The organism is Phragmitibacter flavus, from assembly GCF_005780165.1.
Lineage (GTDB): Bacteria > Verrucomicrobiota > Verrucomicrobiia > Verrucomicrobiales > Verrucomicrobiaceae > Phragmitibacter > Phragmitibacter flavus.
Genome location: NZ_VAUV01000011.1, coordinates 113570 through 138048 on the forward strand (window position 1 = coordinate 113570; position 24479 = coordinate 138048).

Genomic DNA, 24479 nt, shown 5'->3' on the forward strand with positions numbered 1-24479 from the left:
CCGCCATCAGGGCACGCGACCCTGATGGCGCTGATCGACCCGCGACTACTTGTCTTTCTTGGTGGCGCAGCCGCCTTTGCCTTTGCAGGAGTTCTTGCCCTTGCAACCATTGTCGCCGGACTTGCAACCACCCTGGCCCTTGCATTCGTTGTGTCCTTTGCAGGCATGCTCGCCTTTGCTGGCCATTTTTTCAATCAACACGCCCGGAGCATCCGTGACGGGATTTTGATGGGAGGAAGCGTAGGCTCCTGAGAGAAGACCTGCAAATGCGGCGCTGGCAATAAGATGTTTGGTGCTCATGATATTCGTGGTTAGTGGTAACTGATGGTTTCAATTTTGCTAAGTTGACCAGACCGCTTTTGCGGACAGTCGAACGTAGGAGCAACAAGGCCGGCACTTATTCCCAGATTGATAAAAAAATAAAAATACTTTCATGACTTCGACACCCACCTGGCGCATCGCAGCAGACACCGGCGGAACCTTTACCGACTGCCACGCCCTCGCCCCCGACGGCACCGAGCACCGCGCCAAAGTCCTCTCCAGCGGCTGCCTGCGCGCCGTCGCTGAAAAATGGATCAATGCCAACACCGTTCAGCTATCCGATCTTTGGGACCAACAAGACGACTTCTTCAACGGCTACACCCTGCGCTTCCTAACCTCCAGCGGCACCTCGCACCCCATCCTCAGCTCCCGGGTTGTAAACCATCGCACGCTCGTCGAACTCGACGCCCCGCCTTTTCCAACAACCGAAGGCCTGCTCGTCGAACTCACAGCCCACGAAGCCGCCCCCGTTCTCGCCGCCCGCCTGATCACCCACACCCCCCTTCACCACCCTTTCCCCAAAGTCGACTTCCGCCTCGCCACCACCCGCGCCACCAACGCCCTGCTCGAACGCAAAGGCACCGACATCGCCCTGTTCATCACCGCCGGATTTGCCGACCTGCTTGTCATCGGCGACCAACGCCGCGCCGACCTCTTCGCCCTTCATCACCCACCCCGCGAACTCCACTACCATCAAGTCTGCGAAGTCCACGAACGACTCACCGCCAAAGGAGAAATCCTCACCCCGCTCGACGAACCCGCCCTCCTCCAAGCCGCTCAATCGATCATCCAAAAAGGCATCCACACCGCCGCCGTCGCCCTCCTCCACAGCGACCTCAATCCCCGCCACGAACAACGCGTCCGCGAACTTCTTCTTCAATCCGGCTTCACCCACGTCTCCCTCAGCAGCGAACTCGCCCCCTTCATCAAAATCCTCCCACGCGCCCAAAGCGCGGTCGCCAATGCCTACCTCACCGGCCCCGTGGAAAAGTTCATCCGTGACGTCAAATCGCCCCTCTCTTCCGACTCCACCCTGCACCTCATGACCAGCGCCGCGTCCCTCGAACCGGCCGACACCATTCAACCCAAAGACCTCCTCCTCTCCGGCCCCGCCGCTGGCGTCCTCGGTGCCCTCAACTCCGCCCGCGACCTCGGCTTCAAAAACATCATCACCTTCGACATGGGCGGCACAAGCACCGATGTCGCCCGGCTCGACGGCACCGTCAGTTACCGCTTTCAACAAAACGTCGGAGGCCTCACCCTGTTGAGTCCCTGCATCGCCATCGAAACCGTCGCCGCCGGCGGCGGCAGCATTTGCTGTTGGACTCCCAGCGGCCTCGCCGTCGGCCCTCACAGCGCCGGATCCGACCCCGGACCCGCCTGTTACGGCAAAGGCGGCCCCCTCACCGTCACCGACATCAATCTCCTCCTCAACCGCTTCGACCCCGACCGCGCTCCCATCCCCCTGCAACGCGCCGCCGCCCAGTTTCGCCTCACCGAACTGCTCGACCAAATCAACCAACAAAGCGGTCGCCACATGACCGCATCCGAACTTCTTGACTCCCTCCTCGCCCTTGCGAACCAGCACATGGCCGACGCCATCCGCAAGATCTCGGTCCTCGAAGGATACGACCCCGCCAACTATGCCCTCCTCGCTTTCGGCGGAGCCGGCCCCCAGCACGCCTGCGACCTGGCAAACGCCCTCGGCATGCACACCATCCTCATCCCCCATCACGCCGGCATCCTCAGCGCCGTCGGCCTCCAACAAGCCCAACCCGAACGCTTCGCCCAACGCCAGATTCTCAAGCCCCTCGACCACGTCCAACCCGACCTCCCTCTCATCCTCAGCGACCTCAGTCACGAAGCCGCCAAACAACTTCTCACCATCACCCGGAACGATGAAACCCCTCTCCTTCGAAGCATCGCCGAACTCCGACTCACCGGCCAGGACACGCCACTTCAAATCGAGTTCCACGACCCCGCCTCACTTCATCAAGACTTCCGTCAGCGATACCTGAACCTCTTCGGTTATCCCGCCCCCACCACCAAAAAGATCGAACTCGTCAGCCTTCGCGTGATTGCCACCGCCGTCGGAAGTTACGGAGTCGCCACGCCCTCCCCACCCACCCAAACCATCTCCGGTCCCGACCTCATTCAGGACGCCTTCAGCACCCTCGTCATCGCCAAAGGCTGGATGGCCAACAATCACCCTCCCCACGGCTGGATCCTCCGCTCAGACTCACAACCCTCAACCACCAACCATCAACTCCCCCTCGATCTCCTCCGCCACCGCCTCCATGGCATCGTCGAAGACATGGGTGCCCTGCTGCGTCGCACCGCCCTTTCCACCAACATCCGCGAACGACTCGACTTCTCCTGCGCCCTTCTCACTTCCGAAGGCACCCTTCTCACCAGCGCCCCCCACATCCCTGTTCACCTCGGTGCCCTAGGCGTCTGCGTCCGCGAAGTGCTCAAACAACATCCCCCCGAACCCGGCACCACCCTCATCACCAATCACCCCGCCTTCGGTGGCTCCCATCTTCCTGACGTCACCCTGATCACCCCCGTCTTCGACGACCAAAACCAGCTCCTCGGCATCATCGCCAACCGTGCCCATCACGCCGAAATCGGAGGCATCTCCCCCGGCTCCATGCCCGCCAACGCCACCACCCTCGAACAAGAAGGCGTCATCATCCCCCCCATGCCCCTCGTCTTTCAAGGCGAACCCCAATTCGACACCATCCGCGACCTCCTTCTCAACGCCAAACATCCCACCCGATCCATCGACGACAACCTCGCCGACCTCCACGCCCAACTCGCCGCCAACCGACTCGGCACCCAACGTCTCCTCGAACTCCATCGCGAATCCCCCCATCTCACCGAAAGCATGCAAACCATCCTCGCCGAATCCCGGCAGGTCATGCAGCACTTCATCCCCAACCTCACCACCGGCACCGCCCAGGAATCCCTCGACGACGGCAACCTCATCAACGTCACCATCTCCACCACCCCCAATACCATCCACATCGACTTCACCGGCACCAGTCCCCAACATCCCGGCAACCTCAACGCCACCCCCGCCATCGTCCACAGCGCCATCCTCTACGTCCTCCGTCTCGCCCTCCAACAAAACCTCCCCCTCAACGAAGGGCTCCTCACCGACGTCCACATCACCATCCCCCCCGGCACCCTCCTCAACCCCAATTTCAACACTTCTCCGCTTCCCGCCGTCGTCGGAGGCAATGTCGAAATCAGCCAGCGCGTCGTCGACACCCTCATCAAAGCTCTTGACCTCCAAGCCTGCAGCCAGGGCACCATGAACAACTTCCTGTTTGGCAATGACCAGTTCGGTTACTACGAAACCATCTGCGGCGGCACTGGCGCAGGCCCCGGCTATCACGGAGCCGACGCCCGTCACAGTCACATGACCAACACCGCCATCACCGACCCTGAAGTCCTCGAACGCAGGTATCCCGTCCGACTTCATCAATTCTCCATCCGCCCCGACTCGGGCGGCCAGGGTCAATGGAACGGCGGCAACGGCGTCATTCGCGAAATCGAATGGCTCGCCCCACTGACCGTCTCACTACTTACCCAACACCGCACCACCACCCCCTTTGGAAAACACGGTGGTCAAAATGCCCAACCCGGTCAACAATCCCTCATCCGTCCTAATCAGCCACCTCAACCCTTGCCCAGCAGCATCACCTTCAATGTAGAAACAAACGACCGTCTCATCATCGAAACCCCCGGCGGCGGAGCCTGGGGCAGCCCATCATCTTAATCCGAATCCATGGGCATCAATCCGTGCCCATCTGTGCTTAAAAGAAAATTCCAAATCACAGATATTTACCAGTCCCTGATCCATTCCCCACTCCTCCTGCGGCTGTATTCCGTGTTTTTATCCTTCATCCTTTCGCCTTTATCCTTTCAATGAAAATCGGCCCCACCTTCCGCATCGCCGCCCGCGCCCTCCGCCGCAATAAAATGCGCTCCATCCTCACCATGCTCGGCATCATCATCGGCGTCGGCGCCGTCATCGCCATGGTCGGCATCGGCAACGGCGCCCGCGCCCAAGTCGAAAACCAGATCGCCGCCCTCGGCGAAAACATGATCCTAATCTTCAGCGGCAGCAGCAGCACCTCCGGCGTTCGCAGCGGTTGGGGCGGAGCCGGCACCCTCACCATCGAAGACGCCCTCGCCATCGGACGCGAACTCCCCAGTGTCCGCGCCGTCAGCCCCGAAGTTCGCGACGGCACCCAAGTCGCTGCCGGCAACCAAAATTGGTTCACCAACCTCCTCGGCCAGTCCTCCGACTACTTTGAAATGCGTCAATGGGCCTTCGAATCGGGCACCGGCTTCACCGAACAAGACGTCCGCACCGCCGCCAAAGTCGCCGTGATCGGGAAAACCACCGCTAGCCAACTCTTCGGCAACATCGATCCCGTCGGCCAGACCTTCCGCACCCAGGGCGTCCCCTTCACCATCGTCGGCCTGCTCGCCAGCAAAGGCACCTCACTCATGGGCAGCGACCAGGACGACACCGTCGTCGTCCCCTACACCACCGCCATGAAACGCCTCACTGGTGCCAATCGCGTCCGCCTCATCAATGTCCAGGCCCGCAGCGCCGAAGAAGTCGCATCCGCTCAGGAACAAATCACCTCCCTGCTCCGCCAACGCCACAACATCGGGCCTGGACGCGACGACGACTTCACCGTCCGCACCCAGGACGAAATCTCCGAAATGGCCACCTCCACCTCCCGTGTCATGACCATGCTCCTCGGTGCCATCGCCTCCGTCTCCCTCCTCGTCGGCGGCATCGGCATCATGAACATCATGCTCGTCAGCGTCACCGAACGCACCCGCGAAATCGGCATCCGCATGGCCGTCGGTGCCCACGGCAGCGACATCATGCTGCAATTCCTCATCGAAGCCATCACCCTCAGCTGCCTCGGCGGAGTCATCGGCATCATCCTCGGCTACGGCACCGCCGAAGCCCTCAGTCACTTCGCCGGCTGGCCCACCTTCGTCTCCACCACCGCCGTCCTCACCGCCTTCGGCTTCAGCGCCGCCGTCGGAGTCTTCTTCGGACTCTACCCCGCCAAGAAAGCCGCCGCCCTCGACCCCATCGATGCCCTCCGCTACGAGTAAAACCATCCCCATCTTGCCAATCACCCTTCAAGTGCGTGTCCTCCAGCCATGAACCTGCTGAACCGAATCACCCTCGAATCAGGCAAATGCGGCGGGCAACCCTGCATTCGTGGATACCGTTTCCGGGTTACCGACCTCCTCGACCTGCTCGCCCACGGCGCCACCCACGAAGAAATCCTCGAAGACTATCCCTTCCTCGAAAAAGATGACATCTTCGCAGCACTGCAATACGCCGCCCATCAGACCGATCATGCCGTCCTCACCGCGAGTGCGTGAAATTTCTCGTTGATAACCAACTCCCCACACAGTTGCCCGATGGATAACCTCCCTCGGTCACAACGCCATCCATGTCTTGGACATCGGCCTCGCAAAGACAGACGATCGCACCTTGTGGAATATTACCAAAGAACAACCGCGGTTGATGGTCAGCAAGGACGAAGATTTCCTGTTCCTTGCCACCCGCCCCAACGATCAAGGTCGTCTCCTTTGGTTGCGCCTGGGAAACTGTCGAAAACAAACACTGCTGCTAGTTCTGGAGAACAACTGGCCTCATATCGAAGCCGCATTCACCAACCACCAGCGGATCGTTGAAGTGCGTTAATGCGCCTCCAGCCACGTCCCCCCCGTGCCCGTCTCCACCACCACCGGCACCTCTAGCTTCAAGGCCCCCTCCATCGCATCCTTGATTAGAGGCTTCACCCGCTCCACCTCTTCCAGCGGCACTTCAAACAGCAATTCATCGTGCACCTGCAACAACATGCGCGACCTCATCCTATTCACCCGCAACGCCTCATCCACGCGCACCATCGCCAGCTTGATCATGTCCGCCGCCGTCCCCTGAATCGGCGCATTCATCGCCATCCGCTCCACCCCGCTCCGCGTTGCCGCATTGCTTGTGTTGATGTCCCGCAGATACCGCCGTCTTCCCGACAACGTCTCCACATAACCATCCCGACGCGCATCTTCCACCACCTTCTCCATATAAAACTTCACCCCAGGATACTGCTTGAAGTAACTCTCGATAATCACCCCCGCTTCCGTCCGTGACACATTCCCCAGACGCTGCGCCAATCCAAACGCGCTGATCCCATAAATAATCCCAAAGTTCACCATCTTCGCCGTCCGCCTCATCTCCGGCAACACCCCCTCCAACTCCACCCCAAACACCCGCGCCGCCGTCGCCAGGTGAATGTCCAATCCCTCCTTAAACGCCTCCATCATCGCCACATCCCCACTTAGCGACGCCATGATGCGCAACTCAATCTGCGAGTAATCCGCACTCAACAAAACCCATCCATTTTTCTCCGGCACAAACGCCTTCCGAATCTCCCTTCCTAACCCCGTGCGAATCGGAATGTTCTGCAAATTCGGATCACTCGAAGCCATCCTCCCCGTCGCCGCCATCAACTGATGAAACGTCGTGTGCACCCGACCTGACGCCTCACTCACCGCCTGCGGCAACGCATCCACATAAGTATTCTTCAACTTCGTCATCTCCCGATACGACAAGATATACTCAATAATCGGATGTTTCCCATTCAACGACTGCAACGTCTGTTCATTCGTCTGATACTGTCCCGTCGCCGTCTTCTTCGGTTTTTCCGCCAGCTTCAAATGCTCAAACAACACTTCTCCCAACTGCTTGGGTGAATTCAAGTTAAACGGCACCCCCGCCAGCTCATTGATCTTCGACTTAAACTCCCCCGCCTGCTTCTCCAGCTCCAATCCAAACTCTTCCAACGTCGGCACATCCACCTTCACCCCCGCCTGCTCCATCGCCGCCAGCACCGGCAACAACGGACCTTCAATTTCCTCATACACCTTCGCCTGATTCAGTTTCTCCAGCTCCGGCTTCAACCGCTGCGCCAACTGCCACGTCACATCCGCATCCTCCGCGGCATACTCTGCCAACTTGTCCAACGGCACATCCGCCATGCTCGTCTGAATCCCCTTCTTGTCACCAATCAAAGTCGTGATCGACACCGGCGAGTAACTCAAATAACGCTCGCTCAAATAATCCATCCCATGCCGCTGATCCGGCTCCACCAATGCATGCACCAGCATCGTGTCAAAAAACGGTCCGCTAACTTCAATGTGATGCGCCTTTAACACCCGCAAATCAAACTTCAAGTTATGCCCGATCTTAACCGCCTTCGATAACTCCAACACCGGCTTCAACTCTTTCAACACCGCCAGATGCTCCGCCGGTTCCGCCGGAATATGCCAGTAACAACCCTCATGCGCCCCCACCGAAAACGCCACCCCCAACATCCGCGCCGTCAACGCATCCAATCCATCCGTCTCCGTATCAAAACAAAACTCGTCCACCGCACTCAACTTATCCACCCAACGCTTCCGATCCTCCGCCGTCACCACCAATTCATACCGATGCTCCACCTCCGCCATCGTCTTCAACGCCGGATCTTTAAACACCTCCACCGCGACCTTCTCCACCTTGGTCACTCCCGCCGCCGAAACCTTGTCCGCCACCCCAAACAAATCCACATCTCCACCAACACCCACCGCCGCCGCCACCGATTGCCGACCCCGCCCCGCCTTAAAATCCTCCCCAAACAACCGCCGACCCAGCGCATTAAACTCGAACTCCACCAGCATCGCCTTCAACGTCTCGTCATCAAACCCCTTCAACTCCAACTCATCCAATCCCACCGGCAAAGGCGCATCTTCCATGATCGTCGCCAGCACCTTCGATAATTTCGCCATCTCCGCCCCTTCCGCGATCTTGTCCTTCAACTTCCCTTGCACCTTGTCCACATTCGCCAACAACCCTTCCACCGAGCCAAACTCCGCAATCAGCTTCGCCGCCGTTTTCTCGCCAACGCCCTTTACCCCTGGAATGTTGTCACTCGCATCCCCCATCAGGCCCAGCAAATCAATCACCTGCAGCGGACTCGACACCCCCCAGCGTTCGCACACTTCCTTCACACCCAGAATCTCCGTATCGCTTCCCTGCCTGCCCGGCTTGTAAATAAAAGTCCGCGCATCCACCAACTGCCCAAAATCTTTGTCCGGCGTCACCATGTAAGTCTCAAAATCCCCCCGCAACTCCGCCACCCGCGCCAGCGTTCCGATCAAATCATCCGCCTCATACCCATCCACCTCCAACACCGGAATCCGCATCGCATTCAGCAATCGTTTTGCCGCCGGAATCGCCAAAGCCAGATCCTCCGGCATCGCCTCCCGTTGCGCCTTGTAATCCGGAAACAACGTGTGCCTCGGCGTCGGCACCGCATTGTCAAATGCCGCCCCCAAATGCGTCGGCTTCTGCGACTGCATGATCTCCAGCACCGTGTTCGCAAACCCAAACAGCGCCGACGTATTCACCCCATCGCTCGTAAAGATCGGCTTTTTGATCAACGCAAAATGCGCCCGATAAAGCAAAGCCATGCAGTCGAGGAGGAAGAGACGATTCGCCATCCCCCACCATAAACAGGAACCCCAACCGCGAAATCAGAAATCTCTCCTCACAACAAATCCTTCAACATCTTTCAACCACAGATGGACACAGATTAACACAGATGTCCTGACTTCCGGTTCGCATATTGGAAACCATATCTGTGTTTATCTGTGTCCATCTGTGGTTAAAAAAAGCCCTCCATGGACCGCGAAGTTTCACTTCGCATCAGATCCCGTAGCAGCCGACGTGAGGAGGCTCCATATCAATCTCCGCACGCCCCCAACCACCCTCCTAGTTCAGAGCCTCCTCACGTCGGCTACTACTTCCATCCCCCTACAAAACCCTCCCCCGAATCGCCACCGACTCCCCGTGCGCATCCAACCCCTCAATCTCACTAAACACCCGAACGATCGGTTCGCTCTTCGCACAAGCCTCCTTGCTCAACCTTACCACACTCGTCCTCCTCGAAAACATCTCGGTCGTCAACCCCGGAAACGACTTCCCGGCCCCGCCCGTCGGCAAGGTGTGACTCGGCCCTGCAAGAAAATCCCCCACCGCCACCGGCGACGCATTCCCCAGGAAGATCGCCCCTGCCGTGCGCACCATCTGCATGATCTCCTCCTCACGCTCCGCAATCAAACTCAAGTGCTCCGGCGCATACGCATTCACCAGCTCCACCCCATCCTCCAGGGTCGGCACCAAAATCAACACACACTCCTTCTCCAGCACCGACTTGATCATCTGCTGCCTGCTCAACTTCTCTCCCTGCACCTCCATCTCCCTCACCACATCCCCTAGTAACCCCTCATCATCCGTAATGAACGCCACGCCGCTATCTTTCCCGTGCTCCGCCTGCGCCAGCAAATCCGCCGCAATGCACGCCGCGTTCCCCGTCTTGTCCGCCAGCACCATCACCTCACTCGGTCCCGGCAAAAGATCCACCGACACCACCCCAAACACCTGCCGTTTCGCCTCCACCACATACGCATTTCCCGGCCCAAAAATCTTCACCACGGGCTTGATCGTCCCCGTCCCATAAGCCATCGCCGCAATCGCCTGCGAACCGCCCACCCGATAAACCTCCGTCGCCCCCGCCAGCTTCAGAGCCGCCAGCAAACCCGGATTCACCGTCCCATCCTTGCCACAAGGCGTGCAAACCACGATCTCCGGCACTCCTGCAGCTGCCGCAATCGCCACCGTCATCAACGAAGTGCTCACCAACGGCGCCGTCCCGCCAGGCACATACAAGCCCACCCGCTGATACGGATGAAACACCTCGCCCACCTCCGCCCCCTGCTCATTCACCATGCTCCAGTTCTTGCGCATACTCTGCCGCGCAAACTCCGACACATTCCGATGCGAAGCCTCCAACGCCTCACGCACCCTAGGCTCCACCCCATCCCAAGCCGCCTGCAACTCGTCCTGCGAAACCCGCAAATCCCGCACCCGCAACTCCGCCGCATCAAACTTCTTCGTCAGCTCAATCAACGCCTCATCCCCTCGCTCCCGCACCGCCTTCACCACGTCTCCCACCACTTCACGCACCGCCTCCGACGCCTCGGCACGACGGTCAAATCGACGCAGTTCATCAACAAAAAAGGCGTCCGTGTAACGAATGATTTTCATGCAGGAAATAGATAAAACGAATGAACCCGCACCATAGAATCCCTTCCCCACCTTCGCAACCTCCCAATCAACCTTCCCAATTTCAGGTTGCCCCCCGAAACCCCAGCAGCTAACAAAACCCATGGAACCCATCAGCGAACCAGCCGCCTCGACCCTCGTCGACCAAATCAAAACCTTCGCCACCGACAATCCCATCGTGGCCCTCATCGCCGGTCTGATCCTCCTTCTCATCATCGGCTCCTATATTCTAAAGATCCTCAAAGCCGCCAAACACAACGCTGCCATCAGTGCCGCCGCCGCCCAGGTCCGCAAAGGCGTCGCCCATCCCAAAGTCGGTCAGGCCGACATCATCCCCGGCTCCCGCAGCACCTGCGTCGAAATCATCAACGAGTCCAAAGCCACCTTCATCATCTCCAGCGTCATCCTCATCCGCAACAAAACCGAATTCCCTCTCAAACTTGCCTACTCCGGCCGCATCTCCCCACCCCGCACCCTCCCTCCCATCACCAATATCCACAACGGCCCCGCTGAACTCAAACCCCAGGACATCTTCGTCTTCACCCACCCCACCAACGCCATCTTCATCCTCCAGGAAAAAGAATCCTTCCAGGTGGCCTTCGACGTCAAATTCACCGCCGACGGCACCACCCAAAAACTCCGCATCCCCTCCGCCACCTTCAAAAAGAAACACCTCGAAAACTGGTGATCGGCCCCCATTCGCCCACGACAATCAAACTCCCCATTTGACATTTCCCTAGGCAACGTGCCTTTGTGAGAAACATGTCGAAGTCCCTCATCATCGCCGAAAAGCCCAGTGTTGCCGCCGATCTCGCCCGCGCCCTGGCCAAAGCCCCCGGCATGACCGCCTTCTCCAAAGACAAGGACTTCTACGAAAACGACACCCACGTCATCACCTCCGCCGTCGGCCACCTCCTCGAACAGGAAATGCCCATGAAAGACGGCAAAAAAATCGGCTGGGGATTCACCACCCTCCCCATCCTCCCCGAAAAATTCGACCTCAAACCCATCGCCACCAGCGCCGACCGCTACCGCATCGTCGCCCGCCTCATCAAACGCAAGGACGTCACCGAAATCATCAACGCCTGTGATGCCGGCCGCGAAGGAGAACTCATCTTCCGCAACATCATCGAAGCCACCGGCGCCAAAAAACCCATCCGCCGCATGTGGATGCAGTCGATGACCAACAACTCCATCCTCGAAGCGTTTAAAAAACTGCGCTCCGACGACGAACTCCAGCCCCTCGCCGATGCCGCCAAATGCCGCAGCGAATCCGACTGGATCATCGGGATCAACAGCACCCGCGCCCTCACCGCCCTCAACTCCCGCCACGGCGGATTCCGCCTCACCCCCGTCGGCCGCGTCCAGACTCCGACCCTCACCATCCTCGCCAAACGCGAACGCGAAATCGCCGACTTCATTCCCCGCACTTATTACGAAGTCCACGCCGATTTCGAAGTCAAAGCCGGCCAATACCCTGGTCGCTGGCTCGACACCACCTTCAAAAAAGACGAAACCGACGAACACAAAAAAGCCGAACGCCTCTGGGACATCGCCCAGGCCGAAGCCATCGTCGCTCGCTGCACCGGCAAAGACGCCATCGTCGAAGAGCAGACCAAACCCACCAAACAGATCGCCCCCCTACTCTACGATCTCACCTCCCTCCAGCGCGAAGCCAGCAACCGCTTCGGCTTCAGCGCCCGCCGCACCCTGCAAATCGCCCAGGCGCTCTACGAAAAATTCAAAGTCCTCACCTACCCAAGGACCGACTCTCGCTACCTCCCCAACGACTACATCGGCACCGCCACCGATGTCATCCGCGACTTCGCCAAACTCACCCCAGCCAAAGCCGGCAACTTCCCCACCGAGCTCATCCCCCACTGCGAAAAAATCCTCAAGGAAAACTGGGTCAAACCCAACCGACGCATCTTCGACAGCAGCAAAGTCAGTGATCACTTTGCCATCATCCCCACCGGCCAGGCCCCGCCCGCCGGCATGGGCGATCCAGAAAGAAAGCTCTTCCCCCTCGTCACCCAGCGTTTCCTCGCCGTCTTCTCCCCCGCCGCTGAATTCGACGTCACCACGCGCTTCACCAAGATCGACAACGACACCTTCAAATCCGACGGCAAAATCCTCCGCCACGCCGGCTGGCTCGCCATCTACGGCAAACAAGCCGCCAACGAACAAACCGGCGAAGAAGGCGGCAAAGTCCTCGTCCCCGTCACCCCCGGCGAACCTGCCAAAACCCTCGACCTCGACCTCCGCGAAGAATCCACCAAACCTCCCGCCCGCTTCAACGAAGCCACCCTCCTCTCCACCATGGAAGGTGCCGGCAAACTCGTCGAAGACGAAGAACTCGCCGAAGCCATGAGCGAACGCGGACTCGGCACCCCGGCCACACGCGCCGCCATCATCGAAGGCCTCATCATGGACAAATACATCGAGCGCGAAGGTCGTGACTTCATTGTCACCACCAAAGGCCTCGATCTCGTCGCCCAACTCACCGAACTCGGCGCCGAAACCCTCAGCTCCCCCGAACTCACCGGCCAGTGGGAATACAAACTCCGCCAGATGGAGTCCCGTCAGCTCGACCGACCCAGCTTCATGCGCGACATCCGGCAGCTCGCCGCCGACATCGTCGACAAATCCAAAGCCTTCGCCAAAGCGGCCAAGGAAAAACAATTCCCCGACTTCATCGCCTCCGATCCCGAATCCGGTGCCACCCGCTTCAAACAAACCCTCGACTTCTACGAAGCCCAGACCGATCAAAAACCCAAACTCCGCGTCTACAAAAGCGTCGCTGGCAAAACCCTCACCGACGAAGAAGTCCGCACCCTCATCGAGAAACGCCTTCTTCCTCCCCAAGACGGTTTCCGCAGCCGCATCGGCAAAGAATTCCGTGCCGGACTTGAGATCAAACCCGGCAGCGGCAAAGTCACCTTCGTCTTTGAAAAAGGCAGCGGCGATGTGGACGAAATCAACTGGGATGAAGTCCCCGTCCTCTGCCAGTGCCCCATCTGCAAAGACAACATTTACATATTGCCCGACGCCTACGCCTGCCGCACCAACGTTGAAAACAAACCCAAGTGCGCCGCCCGCCTTCCCCGCGAACTCTGCAAAAAACCCATCACCGAAGAGAACGCCCGCAAATTTTTCCTCGAGGGCAAAACCGGCCTCATTGAAGGCATGATCTCCAAAAAGAACCGTCCCTTCAGCGCCTTTTTGAACTTCAAGCCCAAAGACAAACGCATCCTCGGTTGGGAATTCCCCCCCCGCGAAGCCAAAAAGAAAGTCGCCAAAAAAGCCGCAGGTTAGATTCAATCGACGACTTCATTTTGCTTCAGTGATTTCAACCATTTCTCGGCCTGCCTGGGATGGGTGAACTCCAGCCACTTCACGTTATCAAACTGCCCGGATGATCTCAGCACGGCCAGTTCCCGTCGGCGCTTGCTGAACGTGGTGACCATCCACACCAAAATGGAATCCTTGGACATGAACGATCCTCTGAATGACTCGCGGTTTCCATTCCAGAGTTCCTTCCTCAAAAAGACTCTGGCCACCGTGCGCCGCAATCCCTGACTGAACACTCGGGGGAAGCGGTAATTCAGCCACACAATCATCGTCGCTCGTTGCCATAAAACCTCGCGAACCAGCTTGTAATTCCCATCCGCCACCCAACGCTCCCCGCTTGCGCCTTTCCGCATCGTATCTTGAAAAATTTCCGGAAGCCTTGGCGTCCAATCAGGCCCCCAATACAACGCATCCAGTTCCATCCTCGGACACTTCAAAATATCTGCCAAACGATCCCCAAACGTGCTCTTGCCCGCACAACTGCATCCCACCACCACCACCCGCAAGACATCATCCACTTCTCTCATCGACGGCGGCGCAAGAACACTCCACTCAATCCGATCATCATCAACAATCCACGACCCGGCTCCGGGATCGGCAATACACTGACAAGTGAATCGCCATACCGGAACTCATCAAACACCCCGTTCGCCACCGCGAGGAAATGCAGATACAGATCGTCATTGAATCCGTTGAACGCCGTTGTGGTCGCTGCGGTATTTGCCCGACCATAAATTTGCCCTGCTCCCGTGCCAACCGTGGTCGATGGATTATCCAAATAGAGTTCCCAATTTGGCTGCAACAACATGTTGGCAAACTGAGCCTCGGTCAGCACAAACAGTGACCCCACGCCCGTCACTCCACCACCCAAGGTCGTCCCCACATTCGTGAAACGGCTGATCATCAGGTAAGTGGTGCTGGCGACCAGCGGCGAATTCGTCGTGGTGACCGTCCCCCCATATCCCACCGCAGGGTTCAGCGACGTCGCATTGCGCGTGTCAGCATCCGAAAAGAAATGCGAATTTAAACTGCTGTTGAAAGCCTCGGAGACCCTCGTCTGCACTCCATTGCCGCCCAAGTCCGATCCCACGGAAGTAATGTTTACAAGATAACTGCCATACAGAGTCCCGGTGAAAGACGAGGTCGTCCCCGGGTTTCCATTCAGATCCAACTTCGTAGAAAGATAAGTCGCATTGGCCGCATCATATGCCACCGCCCCACCACTCGTTTGCAAAGCCCCGAAAGTCAGCCCCGCCGCATTTCTCCAGTTTGTCGCCCGATAGGCAATCGTCTTGTCCAATCCCAGCGTGTTCGCATTTGGAACCGGTGTTCCAATCACCGCTCCTGCCGCTCCATATCCATCGAACCCTTCATAAACCAAAAGCGCTGCTTCAGCCTGGCCCAAGACCAGCACTGTCGCCAGACATGTCAAAAATTTTGGATGCATCCCCCTGATCATAAAAGTCCCACGTAAGGAAATCCACCATTCTTTCAACCTCCACTCGCTGCAAACTCACCCTTGCACACCCGCCACCTATTCCCGAAAGTGAGACCAGCATGACCCACCTCTATCGCAACGCGCAAATCGCCTCCGAAGATAACCGCGAACTCCTCATTGCCGACCTCCTCGTCGAAAACGGAAAAATCACCCGCCTCGCCCCCAACCTCTCCACTCCTGAAGGAATCAGTTCCACCGACTGCACCGGTAAAATCCTCCTCCCCGCCCTCTACGACATCCACGTTCACGCCCGCGAACCCGGTCAGGAACAAAAAGAAAACATCCTCACCTGCAGCGAAGCCGCCATCAACGGAGGCATCACCGGCTTCTGCATGATGCCCAACACCTCCCCCGCCATCGACAATGCGGGCGTCGTCAAAACCGTCCTCGAATCCGCCCGCGCCACCCGACTCAAACTGCACACCAGCGGCGCCATCACCAAAGGCCGTGAAGGCAAGGAACTCGCCGCCATCGGCGCCATGAAAAATGCCGGCATCGTCATGATCACTGACGACGGCTACCCGGTCGCCAACCCCGTCGTGCTGCGTCGCGCCATGGAATATGCCCGCGACTTCGGCCTCATCATCGCCAGCCATTGCGAAACCATGGAACTCTCCGGCAAAGGCTCCATGCATGAAGGCGAAGTCAGCTACTCGCTCGGCCTCGAAGGCATCCCCGCCATCAGCGAGGAAATCAGCATCGCCCGCGACATCCAAATTGCCCAATACACCGGAGCCCACCTCCACATCCAGCACGTCACCACCGCCCGGGGAATGGAAATCATCCGCCGCGCCAAAAACGACGGTGTCAAAGTGACCTGCGAAGTCGCCCCCCATCACCTCATTTTCAATCATCACCACATCGGCGACTACGACACCCATTACAAAATGAATCCCCCCCTCCGCACCCCGGAGGACAACGCCCTGCTTCTGCAAGGCCTCATCGACGGTATCTTCGACGTCATCGCCACCGACCACGCCCCCCACACGCCTTTCGAGAAAAACAACGACTTCGCCACCGCCCCCTTCGGCATCACCGGACTCGAAACCGCCCTCCCCTCCCTCTACCACCACTTCATCTCCCAAGGCACCCTGAGCTGGGACCTCATCGTCAAACGCTACTCCGCCGAACCCCGCCGCCTCATCGGTCTCGCCCCCGTTCCCATTGTCGAAAAGGCCCTCGCCAACTTCATCATCTTCGATCCCAACGCCACCACCACCTTCTCCACCGACTTCATGAAGTCCCGCAGTCAGAACACCCCCTTCCTCAATCAAACCCTCAACGGCCGCATCACCACCGTCCTCTCCGAAGGCGAACTCCTCCTCAGTCGCTAAATTCATAAATCATAAATCATAAATCATCATTCCCTTTAGATGACCTACCTCGACAAACTCAACACCCGCATCGCTGCCACCAACTCCCACCTCTGCGTCGGTCTCGACGTCCGGGCCAACACCGTCAGCGAGGCCCGCGACCTCATCCTGAAAGTCATCGAAGAAACCGCTCCCTACACTGCCGCCTACAAACCCAACGCCGCCTACTTCGAAGCTCTCGGCTGGCAGGGCATGCAACTTCTCGAAGAACTGCGCGACCTCATCCCGACCGAGATCCCCATCGTCCTCGACGTCAAACGCGGGGACATCGGCGAAACCCAGCGTTACTACGCCAAAGCCTGCTACGACATCATCCGCGCCGACGCCGTGACATTGAACCCCTTCATGGGCCGCGACACCCTTGAGCCCTTCCTCGAATACACCGACAAAGGTTTCTACCTGCTCTGCGTCACCTCCAACCCCGGTGCCGCCGATATCGAGCTCCAAAAAACCACCATCGGAAACCGCCACATCTTTGAACTCGTCTGCGACATGCTCCAAGGTCAGTCGCAAGGCGGACTCGTCCTCGGCCTCACCAACGCGGCCGCCGACACTTTATCCCTCATCCCAGACGTCCCCCTGCTCATCCCCGGTCTCGGAGCCCAAGGCGGCGACCTCAATGCCCTTCAGGCAACCCCCCGCCATGCCCCGCCTCTGATCAACGTTTCCCGCGGCATCCTCTACGCCGAACCCGAGAAAAGCTTTACCGACAAAGCCCAACATTGGTCTCAACTTATCCAAAAGGCATCGGCCTGACACGTTCTAAAGTCACCCGCAGGGCTGCAAAAGCTTGACCCGACACTACGCTTGGTAAAAACTTGCCCTCCACCATGAAACCATCCTCCAAAACCTTCATGGCAGCGGCCTTCCTCTGCACCTTGTTTCCCTCGTCATCAGTCACTGCTGCCACCTTCGTTTGGGATGGTGGCGGAGGTGCCGACACCAACTGGTCAAACAATCTCAACTGGGTGGACGATCTTCTTCCCACAAGCGCCGCAGACACCCTCATCCGATTCGGTGGAACCGCAGGAAACAGGGTCCAAAACATCAGCACCCCCTTCGTCCTCAACCGACTTGAATTTCTCACCGCAGGCTCCCCCGAATCGGCCATCACCACCTCGGGCAATCAGTTGCAATTCTCCGGTGCGGATGCCCTCGTCTTCAGCACCCGCAACGCCACCGGGGCGATTGGCAACGCCATCCACCTGGGCACCGGCACCAACCTGAGTTTTCACGTCACCACGTTCGGAGTCAATCTCAACGGGATCATCACTGGCGAAGGTGGCATCACCAAACTCGCCCATGCAGGCGGCGTCACCCTCACCAACTCTGGAAACACCTTCAGCGGCGGCATCGTTTATAATGGATTCAGCGGAGCCACGAGTTGGAACCATTTCGTGGTCTCTGCCAGCGGAGCGATGGGCACGGGTTTACTCCAAATCAACGGCGGTGCCACCGGAGTCTGGAACGGAACGGCAGGACACCAACCCGGCGGCGTCATCTTTCGCGGGACCACCAGTCACAACAACAACATTCGCCTGCTGACCAATTCCCCCATCTACGCTGAGCTTCCCAATTCCAGCAGCACCACCACCAACGTCACCCTCAACGGCAATATCGACGGTCAGACTCACACCTTGTTTCTGCGTGGTCGTGGTCAAGGCAACATCGTTGGCAACTACACCTCCACGGGGGGCTTAAACAAGATGGACGCCAACATGTGGACCCTTTCCGGCACCAATGTCTACAGCGGAGCTACTGACGTTTCCCGCACTGCCGTCAATGAGGCCACCGTTGCAGGCCCCGTTCACAGCACCCTCAACGTCAACGGCTCCATCAGCGGCACCTCCTCCATCACCGTCAACACCGCCGCCGTGCTCGCCGGCATCGGCAGTATCACCACCCAAGGCTCTGGAGCCGGTCAAACCCTGATCAAAACCGGGGGTTTCCTTGCCCCTGGCAACGCCCTCACCAACAAAACCGGCACCCTGACCCTCACCGCCCAGCTTGCTTTTGAAACGGGTTCATTTTGGGAGCTCAATCTCTCTGGCACCAGCCACAGCACCCTCTCGCTTGATGGCTCGCTCAATCTGACTGGTGCCACCCTCGTGGCCGGCAGCACGTTTGCCCCCATCAACGACACGCAATATTGGCTGCTTGACCACGACGATGCTTCCACGCGAACCGGTATGTTCTCCAACTTTGTCGCCACGGCTCCTGTCGGCAGCTATGTGGATGCCAACGGTCATTTCGTATTGAACGGAATCACCTTCGCCGCCTATCTCAACGCCAATTTCGGCACCGGTGCCACTTCAGGAGGCAATGATATCCTTCTCTACGCCGTCCCGGAACCCTCCCGCAACCTGCTTGGTTTGATCGCGCTTGCCGCCTGTGTTCTCAAACGCAAAAGAGCCAGGGCCTGACCTTTTCCTCAATCGTCCATTCCATCAAAAAATTTTCAAATTGCACATCACTCTCATCCATCCTCTATGAAATCACCCATCACCGTCGCCGTCACCGGAGCCGCAGGTCAAATCGGCTACTCCCTCCTTTTCCGCATCGCATCCGGCTCGATGTTCGGACCCGACCAGCCCGTCGCCCTGCGCCTCATTGAAATCGAGCCCGCCCTTCCCACTTTGAATGGCGTCGTCATGGAACTCGACGACTGCGCCTTCCCCCTCCTCCACAGCATCACCCCCACCGCCGATCTCAACGAAGGGTTCAGCGGCGTCAACTGGGCCCTGCTCGTCGGCAGCGTCCCGCGCAAAGCCGGGATGGAACGTAAGGACCTGCTCAGCATCAACGGCAAAATCTTCACCGGTCAAGGTCAGGCCATCGAGAAAAATGCCGCCAGTGACGTGCGCGTCGTCGTCGTCGGCAACCCCTGCAACACCAATTGCCTCATCGCCAAATCCAACGCCCCCGGCATCCCTTCCGAACGCTGGTTCGCCATGACCCGACTCGACGAAAACCGCGCCAAATCGCAACTCGCCGCCAAAGCCGGGGTCCACAACACCGCCGTCACCAATCTCACCATCTGGGGCAACCATTCCGCCACCCAATACCCCGACTTCACCAACGCCAAAATCAACGGCAAATCCGTCACGGATGTCATCAGCGACCAGGCCTGGCTCGAAGGCGAATTCATCAGCACCGTGCAACAACGTGGTGCCGCCATCATCAAAGCCCGCGGTTCCTCCTCTGCCGCCAGCGCCGCCAACGCCGTGGTCGACACCGTCAAATCACTGACCACTCCCACTCCCGCAGGTGACTGGACCAGCGTCGCCGTGTGGTCCGACGGCAGCTATGGCGTGGAAAAAGATCTCATCACCAGCTTCCCCATCCGCACCACCGACGGCACATCCTGGGAGATCGTTCAGGACCTCCCCGTGAATGAATTCAGCCAGTCGAGAATCGACGCGACCATCAACGAACTCAAAGAAGAACGCGATGCCGTCAAAGAGCTTGGCTTGATCTAAAAAAGAGACCATCCGCATCAGCCCAGGTCCGCCTGCAGACGAACGATCAATCCCGGTCGTTCGTTTTTTTAGTCCTGCACAAAGTGGATGCCATGCTCACCCGCGATCTCGATGATGCGGCCCATGTCAGGACCTGAAGGAGCCGCAAATTCCACCGCACAGCGTCCCATAAAATTTTCAAACCCAGAGGGTGCCGTGGTAATCAACATGTGCAGCGGTTCATCACCCGTATTTTTAAATGCGTGCACCACGCCACGAGGAATATAAACCCTGCTCCCCGCTCCCACTTCCGTCCACTTGCCTTCCCGGTAGAAACTCACCGTGCCCATCTGCACATAAAACCACTCCTCTTCGTTGGTGTGATAGTGCAGGGGTGGACCAACACCCGGCGGGGTGATCTCCAGCCACTGCGTAAACCGACCATCCGTTTCCTCTCCGGTGAGATAGAAGTGAAGTTCCTCACCAAAAGCACGCACTACGTTTGGGGCAGAGGTCAGGTTTAGATTAATGGCAGCGTCCATGATCGTCTTTTGTGTCGCCACCCGCCTTATCTCATGGGGTCGTCATTGCAAGCATCAGTCGCCCTAAATTATCAAGCCAACTGGCTCGCAGTCGTTCCCGTTTTTTCCAATATCATCGCCAGTTCCCGCCCCACCCGTCCTTCATAACCCGTCACCGGCACCCAATGGTCGACCACCTCAAATCCCGCGTCCTCCAACATCTTGCGTAGCGTCTCCACCTCCACACCAAACGGTGGACCTGTTTCCCCATCATCCATTTCAGGATTGATAAAAAACACCCCTGCCAGTTTTCCACCCGGCATCAAAACCGCGTGAAGCGACTTCAAATAAGCAACACGCAGAGCCGGGTCCAGCGCACAAAAGCACGTGTGTTCCCAGACCATGTCAAACGCCTCCACGAACTCCTCCTTCAGCGAAAACACATCCGCCACCTGAAAATCCACCGGACTGGTCTCATCCCAATTTTTCGCCGCTTCGATGGCCAACGGTGCCACATCCACCGCCGTCACCATCAGCCCAAAATCCGCCAATCGCCTCGCATCATGGCCCACCCCACAACCCGGCACCCAAGCCCGACCGCTGAAAACTGCCGGGTGCCTTGAGGAAATTTCATCCAACACCGGCGTCGCCCGCCCCTTTTCCCAAGGCGTTTCGCGATTCTCGTAAGCAGCATTCCAGTCCATATGAGAGGGTCAAGGTTCAAGGGTTCAGGGTCAAGCCGAAACCGCTTCGCTCTTCCTCCTACTCTTACTCCTACTCTTACTCTTACTCTTCCTCCTACTCCTCACACAAAACTTCCACCACACCCATCGCCATCCATCACTCAAACGCACCCTATCCGCCATCGTCCTCGTCCTCCTACTCGAACTCGTCCTCGACCACAGCGCGAATATCCCCGCCAAACCTCCAAATCGAGGACGAGTAGGAGGACGAGTAGGAGGACGATCCTGAGGCCTTGACCCCAAACCCATGACCCCTTAACCTCCCCTATTCCCATGCAACCACGCGCAGCCATCAGCAACGGCATCATCACCATCGTGGTGCTGTTCTTCATGCTCATGGTCGGCATGCTGCTCAAAGCCCGATACCGACTCGCGGCAAACGAAACCAGTCTCACCACCGTCGAAACCACCGTTCCCAAAGCCATCCCCGTCGCCATGGCGGTCGAACCGGAAATCCACCAACCTCGCGCTTATCAGGATGGCGACTGGTGGGTGCTTCCCAACCCCGAACTCGTCGTGAGCCGCGCCAACGAAGCCGATACCATGCGCATCCGCAGCGGCGTCAAAGAAGACGTTTTTGTCCTCTATTTCGTCGACGCCACCGAAACCAGCCCCACCCGCCTCCAGCGCCTGCGCGAACAATCGACCTATTATCACCAAGCCCACCCCGACCAACTTCTCGCCACCGGACAGGACGCGCTCAAGTTCGTCACCCAACTTCTCAGCGACTACCCCTTCACTGTCTATACCAAATGGGGCCGAGTCCCCGACAGCGAACGCTTCTACGCCATCGTTCGCATCGAGATGATTCCCGGTAAAACCTATGACCTCGGCGAACTCCTCATCAGTCATGGCTACGCCAGCCCCACCGGCCAGCAAACCGGCACCCTGCCCAGCAACATGCCCGCCCTCAATCAATACTTGAAGAACCTCTCCCGTGCCCTCAGCAGCGCCAAAGCAGATCAAAGCGGCGCCTGGGCGCTTTCGTCTTCACCCAGTCTTTAGAAGAGACACTCCCGCACGCGCAGATGCCATTGAAGAAGTCCTGGTGAATGACTTCGCCACCCATCGCACAATTCAGAAATGACAGACCGGCATTTCGCATTAACTCTTCCATTTTTTATTAGCTGACCATGTCCGACACCACCCATTCATTAGCTGAAACACTATACAACGCCAGCATTCAAGACGCCATGACGGTGCGGTCTGACGGCGTGCGATGTGCCGCGATGATCGAGGGGGTAAGAATCCGTGACCTCGTGGTTCACACGGATGATCGCGGCACCGTCTCAGAAATTTTTGATCCTCGCTGGAACTGGCATCCAGAGCCGATGGTCTTCTGTTACTACTACACCATCCGTCCCGGCTGGACGAAGGGTTGGGGGATGCACAAAATCCACGAGGATCGCTACTGCCTAATGCAGGGCGAGATGAAAATCGTCCTTTACGACCCACGCCCTGAGTCGTCCACTTTCGGCCAATTCTCCGAAATCTACCTCTCTCACCAACGACGCCAGTTGTTCAGCATCCCGGCTGGCGTCTGGCATGCCGACGAAAACATCGGTCCAAACGATGTCCTGGTGGTCAATTTCCCCACCATTCAATACGATCACAGCAGCCCCGACAAATATCGCCTACCCCTCGACACCGATCTCATTCCCTACAAGTTTCACAACACCCGGGGTTATTGACCCATCGCTGCCGGAACTTTTTGCACTCTCTCCCACCTCCCGGACCAGTCCGAATCGAGCATGGACGCGTCACCTTTGCCAATCATCACTTTCCCCCCGTCAGCATCGCCTCGCGTCTCCATTCTCATCCCCACCACCAGCCGTGCCGACCGGCTCCAGCGTTGTCTTGAGGCCCTGCGGGAAAACATCTCCACCGACATCAGTTATGAGGTCGTGCTGATGCTCAACGCAGCCCAACAAGACGTGGTCGATTTCGCCCAGAACTGCGTCCGCGGTGTCGTGATCGCCCGTTCCAGCGTCAACCTCGGAGTCGCTGGCGGCAACAACCGGGCACGCAAACACGCGTCCGGCGAATTTCTCGTCCTGCTGCACGACGACACCGAAGTCAGATCCGGCTGGCTCGAGTCATTGGTGGAAGTGGCAGACCGCCACCCTGAAGCCGGCATCGTGGGCAGCCGCATCTTCAACCCGGACGGCACTCTCCAGGCCGAAGGCTGGGTGCTGTGGCAAAATGCCCAAACCACTCCACCTTGGGGCGATGGTCCGCCGGAAGCGAGCCGATCCGATGACTTGCGCGCCGTCGACTACACCCCCACCTGCTCGCTGCTTGCACGGGCATCCACTTGGGATGCAGTGGGTGGCCTCGACGAAAACATCTACCCCGCCTACTTCGTCGATGTCGACTTCTGCCTCACCGTGCGAAGCCATGGTTGGACCGTCCTATGTCAGCCCCGATCCCAATTGATGCATCATCGCGGATCAAGCTCGAAACGGGAGTTCCGTGAGTTCATGGCCTTGCGCAATCGCGAGTATTTTGTGAAAAAATGGTCCCATGTCCTCGCTTCCCAACTCCCCTTTCCAGAGTCCCAAAACTCCTCCACAGGGCTCATCGAAGCCCAGAATCTGACCGACAGCATCGCCCGCGACATCGCGTCCACATGGAAAAAAACCTTACCGGCACCTCCCTCATCATCGGCCACCATTTCCGATGCCGAACACGATCTCGCCCACCTCCAGCGGCAGTTTGAACTCACTTCCAGCTTTTCCACCTTGCTCCAAAAACGAATGGAGCAAACCCTCCAAAAGACTCAATCCAGGATCAAGGCGAAAACGGCGGAAGCCCGTCGCTGGCGACGCCTTGCCAGCAACTTGAAAACTCAACTCAGGGACATCAAAAAAACGCGTTCGTGGCGCTGGCGAAATCGCCTGATCAAATTCGGCCGACGAATTCGCCATCTGCTCGGACAATAGCCTTAGCCACCGATCCTTGACTAACCGGCACCCATTCACTCGCCCCATCAAACTGCCGC

19 protein-coding genes and 1 pseudogene are annotated in these 24479 nt (G+C 58.3%); 13 read left to right on the forward strand and 7 right to left on the reverse strand.

The window, feature by feature from the left end; translation table 11 throughout:
- Positions 1–45: 45 nt before the first annotated feature.
- Complete coding sequence (locus FEM03_RS15745; protein WP_138087239.1) at positions 46–300, reverse strand: hypothetical protein; 255 nt, start codon at positions 298–300, stop codon at positions 46–48.
- A gap of 133 nt (positions 301–433) precedes the next feature.
- Between FEM03_RS15745 and FEM03_RS15750 the strand changes: the two genes are divergently transcribed.
- From FEM03_RS15750 to FEM03_RS15765, 4 genes and pseudogenes are all read left to right on the forward strand, one after another.
- Positions 434–4105 (forward strand): hydantoinase B/oxoprolinase family protein, encoded by a 3672-nt coding sequence (locus FEM03_RS15750; RefSeq protein ID WP_138087240.1) that lies wholly within the window; start codon positions 434–436, stop codon positions 4103–4105.
- Between the two features lie 149 nt (positions 4106–4254).
- The gene (locus FEM03_RS15755) at positions 4255–5472 is read left to right on the forward strand and encodes an ABC transporter permease (RefSeq protein WP_138087241.1); all 1218 of its coding nucleotides are present in this window, start codon (positions 4255–4257) and stop codon (positions 5470–5472) included.
- Between the two features lie 48 nt (positions 5473–5520).
- Positions 5521–5748, forward strand: a complete 228-nt coding sequence (locus tag FEM03_RS15760) for a DUF433 domain-containing protein (RefSeq protein WP_138087242.1) — start codon at positions 5521–5523, stop codon at positions 5746–5748.
- A 34-nt stretch (positions 5749–5782) separates the two neighbouring features.
- Positions 5783–6073, forward strand: a pseudogene (locus FEM03_RS15765) (DUF5615 family PIN-like protein); the annotation flags it as partial.
- Here the strand turns inward: FEM03_RS15765 and polA are convergent.
- A complete protein-coding gene (gene polA, locus FEM03_RS15770; RefSeq protein ID WP_138087244.1) occupies positions 6070–8910 on the reverse strand; it encodes a DNA polymerase I in 2841 nt (946 codons plus the stop codon). The pseudogene FEM03_RS15765 and the gene polA overlap by 4 nt on opposite strands.
- A gap of 313 nt (positions 8911–9223) precedes the next feature.
- Positions 9224–10516: a histidinol dehydrogenase gene (hisD, locus tag FEM03_RS15775; RefSeq protein ID WP_138087245.1), complete on the reverse strand. Its 1293-nt coding sequence runs from the start codon at positions 10514–10516 to the stop codon at positions 9224–9226.
- A gap of 121 nt (positions 10517–10637) precedes the next feature.
- Between hisD and FEM03_RS15780 the strand changes: the two genes are divergently transcribed.
- Positions 10638–11222, forward strand: a complete 585-nt coding sequence (locus FEM03_RS15780; protein WP_138087246.1) for a hypothetical protein — start codon at positions 10638–10640, stop codon at positions 11220–11222.
- A 74-nt stretch (positions 11223–11296) separates the two neighbouring features.
- Positions 11297–13849, forward strand: a complete 2553-nt coding sequence (locus tag FEM03_RS15785) for a DNA topoisomerase 3 (protein WP_138087247.1) — start codon at positions 11297–11299, stop codon at positions 13847–13849.
- A 2-nt stretch (positions 13850–13851) separates the two neighbouring features.
- Here the strand turns inward: FEM03_RS15785 and FEM03_RS15790 are convergent, their stop codons facing one another.
- Together FEM03_RS15790 and FEM03_RS15795 are read right to left on the reverse strand one after the other, a co-directional pair.
- Positions 13852–14412 carry a P-loop NTPase family protein gene (locus FEM03_RS15790; RefSeq protein ID WP_206171037.1) on the reverse strand — a complete coding sequence of 187 codons (561 nt, stop codon included), beginning with the start codon at positions 14410–14412 and terminating at the stop codon, positions 13852–13854.
- Positions 14409–15332 (reverse strand): PEP-CTERM sorting domain-containing protein, encoded by a 924-nt coding sequence (locus FEM03_RS15795; RefSeq protein ID WP_166442900.1) that lies wholly within the window; start codon positions 15330–15332, stop codon positions 14409–14411. Before FEM03_RS15795 ends, FEM03_RS15790 begins: the two co-directional genes overlap by 4 nt.
- A 110-nt stretch (positions 15333–15442) precedes the next feature.
- Between FEM03_RS15795 and FEM03_RS15800 the strand changes: the two genes are divergently transcribed.
- The 4 genes from FEM03_RS15800 to FEM03_RS15815 all read left to right on the forward strand — a co-directional run bounded on the left by FEM03_RS15800 (position 15443) and on the right by FEM03_RS15815 (position 20235).
- Positions 15443–16717, forward strand: coding sequence for a dihydroorotase (locus tag FEM03_RS15800; RefSeq protein ID WP_138087249.1), 1275 nt, complete (start codon positions 15443–15445; stop codon positions 16715–16717).
- A 39-nt stretch (positions 16718–16756) separates the two neighbouring features.
- A complete protein-coding gene (gene pyrF / locus FEM03_RS15805; RefSeq protein WP_138087250.1) occupies positions 16757–17512 on the forward strand; it encodes an orotidine-5'-phosphate decarboxylase in 756 nt (251 codons plus the stop codon).
- A gap of 74 nt (positions 17513–17586) precedes the next feature.
- Positions 17587–19179 carry a hypothetical protein gene (locus FEM03_RS15810; RefSeq protein WP_138087251.1) on the forward strand — a complete coding sequence of 531 codons (1593 nt, stop codon included), beginning with the start codon at positions 17587–17589 and terminating at the stop codon, positions 19177–19179.
- 66 nt (positions 19180–19245) lie between these two features.
- The gene (locus FEM03_RS15815; RefSeq protein ID WP_138087252.1) at positions 19246–20235 is read left to right on the forward strand and encodes a malate dehydrogenase; all 990 of its coding nucleotides are present in this window, start codon (positions 19246–19248) and stop codon (positions 20233–20235) included.
- A 68-nt stretch (positions 20236–20303) separates the two neighbouring features.
- Here FEM03_RS15815 and FEM03_RS15820 read toward each other — a convergent pair whose 3' ends face one another.
- Positions 20304–20756: a cupin domain-containing protein gene (locus tag FEM03_RS15820; protein ID WP_138087253.1), complete on the reverse strand. Its 453-nt coding sequence runs from the start codon at positions 20754–20756 to the stop codon at positions 20304–20306.
- Positions 20757–20827: 71 nt separating this feature from the next.
- Positions 20828–21439: a methyltransferase domain-containing protein gene (locus tag FEM03_RS15825; RefSeq protein WP_138087254.1), complete on the reverse strand. Its 612-nt coding sequence runs from the start codon at positions 21437–21439 to the stop codon at positions 20828–20830.
- Positions 21440–21751: 312 nt separating this feature from the next.
- Between FEM03_RS15825 and FEM03_RS15830 the strand changes: the two genes are divergently transcribed.
- The 3 genes from FEM03_RS15830 to FEM03_RS15840 all read left to right on the forward strand — a co-directional run bounded on the left by FEM03_RS15830 (position 21752) and on the right by FEM03_RS15840 (position 24420).
- On the forward strand, positions 21752–22483 hold the full coding sequence (locus FEM03_RS15830; protein WP_138087255.1) for a hypothetical protein: 732 nt from the start codon (positions 21752–21754) through the stop codon (positions 22481–22483).
- Positions 22484–22611: 128 nt separating this feature from the next.
- Positions 22612–23169 (forward strand): dTDP-4-dehydrorhamnose 3,5-epimerase family protein, encoded by a 558-nt coding sequence (locus FEM03_RS15835; protein ID WP_206171038.1) that lies wholly within the window; start codon positions 22612–22614, stop codon positions 23167–23169.
- A gap of 60 nt (positions 23170–23229) precedes the next feature.
- Positions 23230–24420: a glycosyltransferase gene (locus tag FEM03_RS15840; RefSeq protein WP_138087256.1), complete on the forward strand. Its 1191-nt coding sequence runs from the start codon at positions 23230–23232 to the stop codon at positions 24418–24420.
- The last annotated feature ends 59 nt before the right edge of the window (positions 24421–24479 follow it).

Excerpts from the sequence above, each read along its gene's own strand:
- FEM03_RS15825 (WP_138087254.1), bottom strand. The coding sequence starts at position 21,439 with ATGGACTGGAATGCTGCTTACGAGAATCGCGAAACGCCTTGGGAAAAG.
- FEM03_RS15795 (WP_166442900.1), bottom strand. The coding sequence starts at position 15,332 with ATGCATCCAAAATTTTTGACATGTCTGGCGACAGTGCTGGTCTTGGGC.
- FEM03_RS15820 (WP_138087253.1), bottom strand. The coding sequence starts at position 20,756 with ATGGACGCTGCCATTAATCTAAACCTGACCTCTGCCCCAAACGTAGTG.
- FEM03_RS15745 (WP_138087239.1), bottom strand. The coding sequence starts at position 300 with ATGAGCACCAAACATCTTATTGCCAGCGCCGCATTTGCAGGTCTTCTC.
- FEM03_RS15815 (WP_138087252.1), top strand. The coding sequence starts at position 19,246 with ATGAAATCACCCATCACCGTCGCCGTCACCGGAGCCGCAGGTCAAATC.
- FEM03_RS15800 (WP_138087249.1), top strand. The coding sequence starts at position 15,443 with ATGACCCACCTCTATCGCAACGCGCAAATCGCCTCCGAAGATAACCGC.
- polA (WP_138087244.1), bottom strand. The coding sequence starts at position 8,910 with ATGGCGAATCGTCTCTTCCTCCTCGACTGCATGGCTTTGCTTTATCGG.
- FEM03_RS15750 (WP_138087240.1), top strand. The coding sequence starts at position 434 with ATGACTTCGACACCCACCTGGCGCATCGCAGCAGACACCGGCGGAACC.
- FEM03_RS15840 (WP_138087256.1), top strand. The coding sequence starts at position 23,230 with ATGGACGCGTCACCTTTGCCAATCATCACTTTCCCCCCGTCAGCATCG.
- FEM03_RS15830 (WP_138087255.1), top strand. The coding sequence starts at position 21,752 with ATGCAACCACGCGCAGCCATCAGCAACGGCATCATCACCATCGTGGTG.
- FEM03_RS15785 (WP_138087247.1), top strand. The coding sequence starts at position 11,297 with ATGTCGAAGTCCCTCATCATCGCCGAAAAGCCCAGTGTTGCCGCCGAT.
- pyrF (WP_138087250.1), top strand. The coding sequence starts at position 16,757 with ATGACCTACCTCGACAAACTCAACACCCGCATCGCTGCCACCAACTCC.
- FEM03_RS15835 (WP_206171038.1), top strand. The coding sequence starts at position 22,612 with ATGTCCGACACCACCCATTCATTAGCTGAAACACTATACAACGCCAGC.
- FEM03_RS15760 (WP_138087242.1), top strand. The coding sequence starts at position 5,521 with ATGAACCTGCTGAACCGAATCACCCTCGAATCAGGCAAATGCGGCGGG.
- FEM03_RS15755 (WP_138087241.1), top strand. The coding sequence starts at position 4,255 with ATGAAAATCGGCCCCACCTTCCGCATCGCCGCCCGCGCCCTCCGCCGC.
- hisD (WP_138087245.1), bottom strand. The coding sequence starts at position 10,516 with ATGAAAATCATTCGTTACACGGACGCCTTTTTTGTTGATGAACTGCGT.
- FEM03_RS15790 (WP_206171037.1), bottom strand. The coding sequence starts at position 14,412 with ATGAGAGAAGTGGATGATGTCTTGCGGGTGGTGGTGGTGGGATGCAGT.
- FEM03_RS15780 (WP_138087246.1), top strand. The coding sequence starts at position 10,638 with ATGGAACCCATCAGCGAACCAGCCGCCTCGACCCTCGTCGACCAAATC.
- FEM03_RS15810 (WP_138087251.1), top strand. The coding sequence starts at position 17,587 with ATGAAACCATCCTCCAAAACCTTCATGGCAGCGGCCTTCCTCTGCACC.